The 8,073-nt window shown below is 68.8% G+C and carries 8 protein-coding genes and 1 pseudogene; 4 read left to right on the top strand and 5 right to left on the bottom strand.

Annotated features, from left to right (window positions below; all coding sequences use genetic code 11):
* Positions 1-30: 30 nt before the first annotated feature.
* The 3 genes from G6030_RS00925 (at position 31) to G6030_RS00935 (ending at position 2,592) form a co-directional block, all read left to right on the top strand.
* Positions 31-1,170 (top strand): acyl-CoA dehydrogenase family protein, encoded by a 1,140-nt coding sequence (locus G6030_RS00925; RefSeq protein ID WP_182641906.1) that lies wholly within the window; start codon positions 31-33, stop codon positions 1,168-1,170.
* Complete coding sequence (locus tag G6030_RS00930) at positions 1,167-1,706, top strand: GXWXG domain-containing protein (protein ID WP_182641902.1); 540 nt, start codon at positions 1,167-1,169, stop codon at positions 1,704-1,706. The genes G6030_RS00925 and G6030_RS00930 overlap by 4 nt, the downstream gene beginning before the upstream one ends.
* Before the next feature lie 85 nt (positions 1,707-1,791).
* Positions 1,792-2,592, top strand: a complete 801-nt coding sequence (locus G6030_RS00935) for an LLM class F420-dependent oxidoreductase (RefSeq protein ID WP_182641903.1) — start codon at positions 1,792-1,794, stop codon at positions 2,590-2,592.
* A gap of 137 nt (positions 2,593-2,729) precedes the next feature.
* On the opposite strand, the gene G6030_RS00940 is transcribed toward G6030_RS00935, so the two are convergent.
* From G6030_RS00940 to ugpC, 5 genes are all read right to left on the bottom strand, one after another.
* Entirely contained in the window at positions 2,730-2,978 is a 249-nt protein-coding gene (locus G6030_RS00940) for a hypothetical protein (protein ID WP_347238543.1), read from the bottom strand.
* Between the two features lie 5 nt (positions 2,979-2,983).
* The gene (locus G6030_RS00945) at positions 2,984-3,931 is read right to left on the bottom strand and encodes a carbohydrate ABC transporter permease (RefSeq protein ID WP_347238544.1); all 948 of its coding nucleotides are present in this window, start codon (positions 3,929-3,931) and stop codon (positions 2,984-2,986) included.
* On the bottom strand, positions 3,928-4,914 hold the full coding sequence (locus tag G6030_RS00950) for a sugar ABC transporter permease (RefSeq protein WP_061228351.1): 987 nt from the start codon (positions 4,912-4,914) through the stop codon (positions 3,928-3,930). The genes G6030_RS00945 and G6030_RS00950 overlap by 4 nt, the downstream gene beginning before the upstream one ends.
* Before the next feature lie 100 nt (positions 4,915-5,014).
* On the bottom strand, positions 5,015-6,283 hold the full coding sequence (locus G6030_RS00955) for an ABC transporter substrate-binding protein (RefSeq protein ID WP_182641904.1): 1,269 nt from the start codon (positions 6,281-6,283) through the stop codon (positions 5,015-5,017).
* Positions 6,284-6,523: 240 nt separating this feature from the next.
* A complete protein-coding gene (ugpC, locus tag G6030_RS00960) occupies positions 6,524-7,579 on the bottom strand; it encodes a sn-glycerol-3-phosphate ABC transporter ATP-binding protein UgpC (RefSeq protein ID WP_182641905.1) in 1,056 nt (351 codons plus the stop codon).
* A 206-nt stretch (positions 7,580-7,785) separates the two neighbouring features.
* Between ugpC and G6030_RS00965 the strand changes: the two are divergent.
* Positions 7,786-8,073 (top strand): annotated as a pseudogene (locus G6030_RS00965) (phosphatase); the annotation flags it as partial.

Here is an 8,073-nt window from a genome sequence, read left to right on the forward strand (position 1 = left end):
AGGCAATAGCGATGGCCCCCAGTGAGACGAATATTCAATCCTCACGAAGAGCAGCGTGATTTCGCGAAATCCGTTGACGATTTCTCCGCACGCGAGGTCGGCAGCGCCGAGAAGCGGCGCGAGCTCACCGCCGAGGGCGGAACGCACTCGCCCGAGATCTACTCCAAGATGGCCGACCTCGGCTGGCTCGGACTGACCGTCCCCGAGGAGTACGGCGGGTCCGACGCCGGCGCCGTCGAGCTGTGCCTGCTCCTCGAGCACCTCCTCAAGGGCCTCGCCCCCATCGGCGGCATCGGCCCCACCCTCATCACGGCCGCCGCCTACCAGAAGTTCGGCAACGAGGAGCAGCGCAAGCGCGCCCTCGAGCTGGTCGTCAAGGGCGGCACCCTGTCCATCTCCATGTCGGAGCCCGGCGCCGGGTCCGACGTCGCGGCGCTGCGGTGCAAGGCCGAGCGCGACGGCGACGACTGGGTGATCAACGGCCAGAAGACCTGGTGCTCGAACGCCCACTTCGCCGACCGCATCCTGCTCGTGGCCCGCACCGACTCCTCGGGCAAGAAGCACGAGGGCATCACCATGTTCGACGTGCCGGCCGACATCGAGGGCCTCCAGATCACCGGCATCGAGACCATGGGCGGCAAGGAGGTCAACGACCTCTACTTCACCGACGTACGCCTGCCCGCGGACTCCGTGGTCGGCGAGGTCGGCGGCGGCTGGAAGCAGCTCATGGCCGGCCTCAACACCGAGCGGCTCATCCTCGCCGCCATGCAGCTCGGCGTGGCGCAGCGCGCGTTCGACGACTGCCTGGACTTCATCAGGGAGCGCGAGCAGTTCGGCCGCCCCGTCGGGACCTTCCAGGTCATCCGTCACCGCATGGCCGATCTGGCCACCGAGATCGAGGCCACCCGGCTGCTCGTCTACGCGGTGGCCAAGAAGGTGGACGAGTCCGATCCCGATGCCCTGTTCCCGCGCGAGGCGTCCATGGCCAAGCTCAAAGCGACCGAGCTGAGCAAGCGCGTCACCCTCGAGTGCATGCAGTCGATGGGCGGCTACGGGTACGCCACCGAGTACGGCATGGAGCGCATGGTCCGGCAGGCCGTCGTCTCCACCATCTTCGGCGGCACCAACGAGGTCCAGCGCGACATCATCGGCAAGACCCTCGGGTTATGAGCGCCGCCAGCACCGGCTCCGCCGCGACCGGTACCGGGACCGGGACCGACACCGGTGGAGCCGCCGCCGAGCTCGACCGGATCCGCGCGCTGGGCACCGTCCCGTCCGAGCGCGTCTCGACGCTGTGGGACGCCCTCGAGCCCGCCCGGGTCGACGAGATCGGCGGAAGCCGGTGGCGGGGTACAGGGCTGGACACCGGCCACCCGATGTACGGCACTCTCGGGACGATGCGCTGGTGGGGCAAGGACTTCACGCACGCACGGAAGGTCGATCCCATCCTCGTCACCGACGAATCCGGCGAAATCGTGCCCGATACCTCCGCGACCGGGGGCGGCGGGGCGTCGCTGTGGGAGGTCTCCTTCCGGGGACACCCCACCGCCTCCATGGTGTACGACCGACTGCCGGTGATCGACCACTTCGCCGTCGTCACCTCCGGCCCGGACGGGCGACCCACCACCCTCCTGGCGGTGATGAACGGACGCGGCACCGTCCACGAGGGCGAGCACTTCTGGTTCGTCCTCGAACGCGACGGCTGACACCCGCCGACGCCGGGGAAGCCTCGCGGCGGGTCCCGCCCGACTTCGGGTGCGGGGCCCGCCGCCAGACCCCACAATGGGCCGCATGACCCGAAGCACCGAACGCCCGGTCCGCATCGCCGTCCAGCTGCAACCGCAGCACACCCCCGACTACGCCCTCCTCCGCGATGCCGTCCGGCGGTCCGAGGACGCAGGCGTCGACGTGATCTTCACCTGGGACCACTTCTTCCCCCTGTACGGCGAACCCGACGGCGCCCACTTCGAATGCTGGACACTGCTCGCGGCGTGGGCCGAGCAGACCGAGCGCGTCGAGCTCGGCGCCCTCGTCACGTGCAACAGTTACCGCAACCCCGAACTGCTCGCGGACATGGCGCGGACCGTCGACCACATCTCGGGCGGGCGCCTCATCCTCGGCTTGGGCAGCGGCTGGTTCGAACGCGACTACGTCGAGTACGGGTACGAGTTCGGCACCAAGGGCTCGCGCCTCGACGAACTGGGCCATTCGCTCGATCGGATCGAGCAGCGCTTCGCCAAGCTCAACCCCGCACCCACCCGTGACATCCCCGTCCTGCTCGGCGGCGGCGGGGAGAAGAAGACCCTCCGGCACGTGGCGCGCCACGCGGACATCTGGCACTCGTTCGTGGACGTGGAGACCTACCGTCACAAGTCCGAGGTGCTCGCGCGGCACTGCGCGGAGGTCGGGCGGGACCCCGCCGAGATCGAGCGCTCCACCGAGATCGGCGGGGCCAGCACCCCGGACGAGGCCCGGCGCATGGCCGACGAGCTGCACGCGGAGGGCATCACCCTGTTCACCGTGGGGCTCAACGGCCCCGACTATCCGCTGGATCTGGTCGAGTCGCTGGTCGCCTGGCGCGACGGGCGCTGAGGACGTCCCGGTCTCCCAGATAATCCGCTACGCAATGTCGGGATCCGCTACTCCTATCGGGGTCGCGGATCCCGATCCCGGGTAGCGGATTTCCGCCGCAGGTCCGCCGCAGGTCCTGAGGACGAAGATCCGCCTTCTCAGCCCGCGCGGACCGCCCTGTCGACGCGCCGCCACGTGCGGAACGTGAACCACGAGATGACCAGCATGAGCACCAGGACGAACGACGCGAAGATCGACGGTCGCCCGGTGAGGATCAGGCCCGCCGCGTTGACCAGCGCGAGCACGGTGAAGAAGGCGACGAACCCGCCGATCACCTCCAGGCGCTGACGGGAGGCCAGCGCGTCCGAGCCACTGCGACCCCGGGCCACCCGGTCACTGCGCGCCACGGCGATCAGCTCTTGAGGCCGCCGGCGGTGAGGCCGGAGATGATCCGCCGCTGGAAGAGCAGCACCATGATCACCAGCGGCACGGTGACGAGCGCCCCGGCGGCCATGATCGCCGCGTGCGGCGGGATGTACGGGTTGACGCCGGAGAAGCGGGCGATCGCCACGGTGACGGGCTCGGTCGCGGTGGTGGACAGCTGCTGCGAGAGGATGAATTCGTTCCACGTGATGATGAACGCCAGGATCGCGGTGGTGAACAGCGCGGGCGCCGCGAGCGGCAGGATGATCTTGATGAACGCCTGACCGCGGGTGGCGCCGTCGACGCGGGCGGCCTCCTCGAGCTCCCACGGCAGGTCGTTGAAGAACGACGTCAGCGTGTAGATCGTCAGCGGCAGCGCGAACGAGATGTTGGGAATGATGAGCGCCTGGTAGGTGCCGATCCAGCCGATATCGGTGAACAGCTGGAACAGCGGCGTGACCAGGGCGACGCCGGGGAACATCGACGCGGCGAGGATGAGACCGGTGACGAAGAATTTGCCGCGGAAGTCGACCCGGGCGAGCGCGTAGGCGGTGAACACGCCGAAGGTCAGGGCGAGCGCGGTGGTGACGGAGCTGATGATCACCGAGTTGATGATCGCGCCCAGGAAGTTGTTGCCGCCGTCCGTGGACAGTGCCTCGCGGAAGTTGTCCAGCGTGACGTTCGACGGCAGCGGGCTGGCGGAGAACACGAACCTGTTGTCGCGGAACGCCGTGACGAGCATCCAGTAGAACGGCGCGAGTCCCCAGATGAGGATGAGCAGGGCGCCGACGTAGGTGCCCGCGGTGCGGCCGAGGGGCTTGCGCGGGGGCTTGAGGTCCCGGTCGTCGGGACGTCGGTCCGGGCCGGAGGTCGACGACGACGAGGTGGTCGTCGGCGTGGCCGGCGAGGTGCTGTGGTCAGGCACTCGGTGGCTCACCGGATCTCCTCCTTCTTGCCTGTGCGATCTTCCACGACGTTCGCGCCGAGGAACTTCACCATGATGTACGCGACGGCGAAGACCAGCAGGAACACGAGCGTCGAGATCGCGGATGCGCTGTTGAAGTTGCCCATCCTCATCTCGTTGACCACGAGCATGGACACGGTCGCGGTGGGCGAGTTGGAGTTCGCCGAGACCAGGATGACGGGCAGGTCGTACATGCGCAGCGCGTCGAGCGTGCGGAACAGGATCGCGACCATGAGCGCGGGCCGGACCAGCGGCAGGGTGATGCGGACGAACTGCTGCCACCGGGAGGCGCCGTCGACGCGGGCCGCCTCGTAGACGTCACCGGGGATCATCTGCAGTCCGGCCAGGATGAGCAGGGCCATGAACGGCGCGGTCTTCCACACGTCGGCGACGATGATGGCCACACGGGCGTAGAAGGGGTCGGTGGTCCAGGCGATGTTCGTGCCGAGGATCGTGTTGGCGATGCCGTTGGGGTCGAAGATGAACGCCCACAGTTTGGCGGTGACGGCGGTGGGGATCGCCCAGGGGACGAGCACCGCGGCCCGCAGGAGCGAGCGGCCCCAGATGCTCTTGCCCATGATGACGGCCATCGCGAAGCCGAGCACGGTCTCGAGCGAGACCGTGGTGACCGTGAAGAACAGGGTGTTGCCCATGGCGGGCCAGAAGTCGGTGGCCGAGACGCCGTCGGGGCAGGTGACGGTGCCGCCGCCGGGGGCCGGGCAGGCCTGCGTGAGCCAGTAGAGGTAGTGCTGGAAGCCGGCGAACCCGCCGGAGGTGAACATCCCGGTGGCGGGGTCGAGCCCGCGGTCGGCCATGAAGGACAGGTACACCGCGCGGACGATCGGGTAGCCGATCACCACCGCGAGGATGATCAGCGCGGGGCCCACCATCCACACCGGTCGCCAGTCGAATCTCTTCGCCACCAGCGGAGCCTGGGACTTCTCGCTCGTCGTCATCTCGCCGCTTCCTCGCCGGGTGCGCCACACCCTGTCAGGGAGACCGCTGGGCCCCGGGCTCGCACCCGGGGCCCATCGGCCGTTGTTCAGAGAGGGCCCGTCACTGAGCCTGTTCGATCGCGGCGCTCATGTCGGTGAGCGCCTGCTCGACGGTCTTCTCGTCCTTCAGTGCCGCGAAGGTGTTGTCCTGGATGGCCTTCGACAGGGCCGGGTAGAACGGCGAGACCGGGCGCGGCTCGGCGTTGTCCAGGGCGGCCTTGAGGGCCTCCATGTACGGGAACTGCTCCTGCAGCGCGGCGTCGTCGTAGATCGAGGACAGCACCGGCGGGAAGGACTCCTGCGCGAAGCCCATCTGGACGTCCTCGGAGATGAGGAACTCGAGGAACGCCTTGGCCGTGGCCTTGTTCTCGGAGTAGACGTTGATGCCGTTGTTGTAGCCGCCGAGCACGGACTTACCCGGACCGTCCGGGCCGAGGATCGGCGCGACGTCGAACTTGTCCACGACCTCCGAGGTCGGGTCGGTCTGACCCGAGTCGTACATGTACGGCCAGTTGTAGGCGTACATGGTGCGGCCGCCCAGGAAGGCCTGCGCGGTCTGCTCCTCCGTGAAGCTGTCGGACTTCATGGCGACGACGTCGTTCTTGTACGCGTCGACCAGCGCCGTGAGGCCGGCGCGGGTCTCCTCGCTGTCCAGCTCGGGGGTCTGGCCGTCGTCGCCGACGATCCTGCCGCCCCAGCTGTGGATGAACTGCGTGGCCGCGACGGTCAGGCCCTCGTACTGCTTGAGCTGCAGGTTGACGCAGTCGATGGCGGCCTCGACGGCAGCGCCGCAGGACTCGACGAGCTCGCCCCAGTTGGCGGGGGCCTCCGGCTGCAGGTCGGTGCGGTAGTAGAGCAGCTGCGCGTTGGTGTTCTGCGGCACCGCGTAGAGGGTGTCGTTGTAGGTCGCCGAGTCGACGGCGGCCTCGATCAGCCCGCTGGTGTCGACCTCGGTCTCACCCTCGATCGGCTGGAGCCAGCCGTTGGCCGCGAAGTACGCGGTGTCGGTGACGTCGAGCGCGAACACGTCGTACTCGCCGCTCTCCGTCTGCAGCGACTGCACGAGGGTGTCGCGCTGGCCGTCCTGCTCGGCGGGGAGCTCGTGGAGGGTGACCTCCTGGTCGGGGTTCTCCGCGTTCCACTGTTCGATGACGGGACGCAGCTTGTCCGTGTCGTTGCTGCCCATCGCGAAGGTGATGGGGCCGACGCCGGAGGTGCCGGAGCTCGCCTGTTCGCTGTCCTCCCCGCCCCCGGAGGAACAACCCGCGGCGACCACCGCGACGATGGAGGCGGCCGTCGCCGCCTTGAGGAACCTGCCGTGAACGGCCATGCGCTCTCTCCTACTGTCGTGTCTCGACTCCCGTCGGCGCGCGCCGAGGGGCAGCTGATCGACGTCGACTGTGACGCGGATCTCACTGAGGACCTGCTGAGCGTAACCCACACGACGGCGGCGGCGCGGGACCACGGCGATCATCGGCCGGGTCGCTCGCTCCCGCCGTCACGTGGGGTTCACGCAGGCGAGGTCACAGCGTTAACTGTAACAACAACAGATGTTGCGCGGCTTGACGGTTCAGCGGAGGCGGTCGCCGGTCTCCACGTCGAAGAAGCGCACCTCGCCGTCGAGCGCCTCGAGGTACACGGTGTCGCCCTTGCGCGCGTGCTCGCCGGACCCGGCGCGGTACACCACGGGGTGGCCGTCGGCGGTCGAGCAGTGGAGGTAGCTGTCCGCGCCGAGCTCCTCCACCAGTACGACCGTCACCTGCAACCCGTGACCGTCCTCGGCGATCCGCAGGTGTTCGGGCCGCACACCCACCGTGACCCGCGGACCCGACCCGGCCGGCACCGGCTCGCGGAAGCCCTCGAGGTCCACCGCGCCGTCGGCCACGGGCGCCTCGAAGAGGTTCATCGACGGCGAGCCGATGAACCCGGCGACGAACGCGTTGACAGGGTTGTTGTACAGCTCGCGCGGGGTGTCGACCTGCTGGAGCACCCCGTCCTTGAGCACCGCGACGCGGTCGCCCATCGTCATGGCCTCGACCTGGTCGTGAGTCACGTAGATCATCGTGGTGCGCAGGTCCCGCTGCAGCTTGGCGATCTGCGCACGCGTCGCCACACGGAGCTTGGCGTCGAGGTTGGACAGCGGCTCGTCCATGAGGAAGACCTGCGGGTTGCGCACGATCGCCCGGCCCATCGCCACACGCTGCCGCTGGCCACCGGAGAGCTCCTTGGGCTTGCGGTCCAGGTACGGCACCAGGTCGAGCATCTCCGCGGCGGTCTGGACCCGCTCGGCGATCTCCTGCTTGCTCGCCTTGGCCAGCTTGAGCGCGAAGCCCATGTTCTCGCGGACCGTGTAGTGCGGGTACAGCGCGTAGTTCTGGAACACCATCGCGATGTCCCGGTCCTTGGGTTCGGTACCGGTGACGTCCTTGTCGCCGATGAGGATTCGTCCGGCGGCCACGTCCTCGAGGCCGGCGAGCGCGCGCAGGGTGGTCGACTTGCCGCAGCCGGAGGGCCCGACCAGGACGAGGAACTCGCCGTCGGCGATCTCCAGGTCCAGCCGGTCCACGCTGCGCCGCGCGGCCCCGGGATAGATGATGGACACGTTCTCGAAGGTCACCGAGGCCATGAGCGGGTCTGTCCCTTCACCGGCAGGAACGTGCCGGACGATCCGAGATAGAGGGTGGACACGACGACTGTAGCGGCCCGCGCCGGAGTTCACCGGCACTGCGCCCACAGTTCATCCGGACGTTCACCGGGCGCGTCCGTCCGGTGGTTCTGCGCACCTAGCGTCACAGCGTCCGTTGAGCCGTAGATGTCTTCAGGGAGACTCGAATGTCCGTCCGCCGCCTGCTTCCGATCGCCACTCCGGGGATCTCCAACCGCCAGCACGTGACCTGTGTGTACAAGTGTGGAGACCAGTGCGCCGCCCCGGTGCCGAACACCTCCGACAACGCCTACTTCGGCGACATCGCCACCGAGATCAGCCGCCGCGGGGCGCTCAAGGCCGCGGGCGTCGTGGCGCTGGCGGTGGGAGCCGCGCAGGCCCTGCCCGCGACCGCCGCCGCGCAGGGTTCCGCGGCCACCGGCTCGCTCGGGGCCACCGGCTCGACCGGCGGCGCC

Source organism: Dietzia sp. E1 (assembly GCF_014145015.1).
Lineage (GTDB): Bacteria > Actinomycetota > Actinomycetes > Mycobacteriales > Mycobacteriaceae > Dietzia > Dietzia cinnamea_A.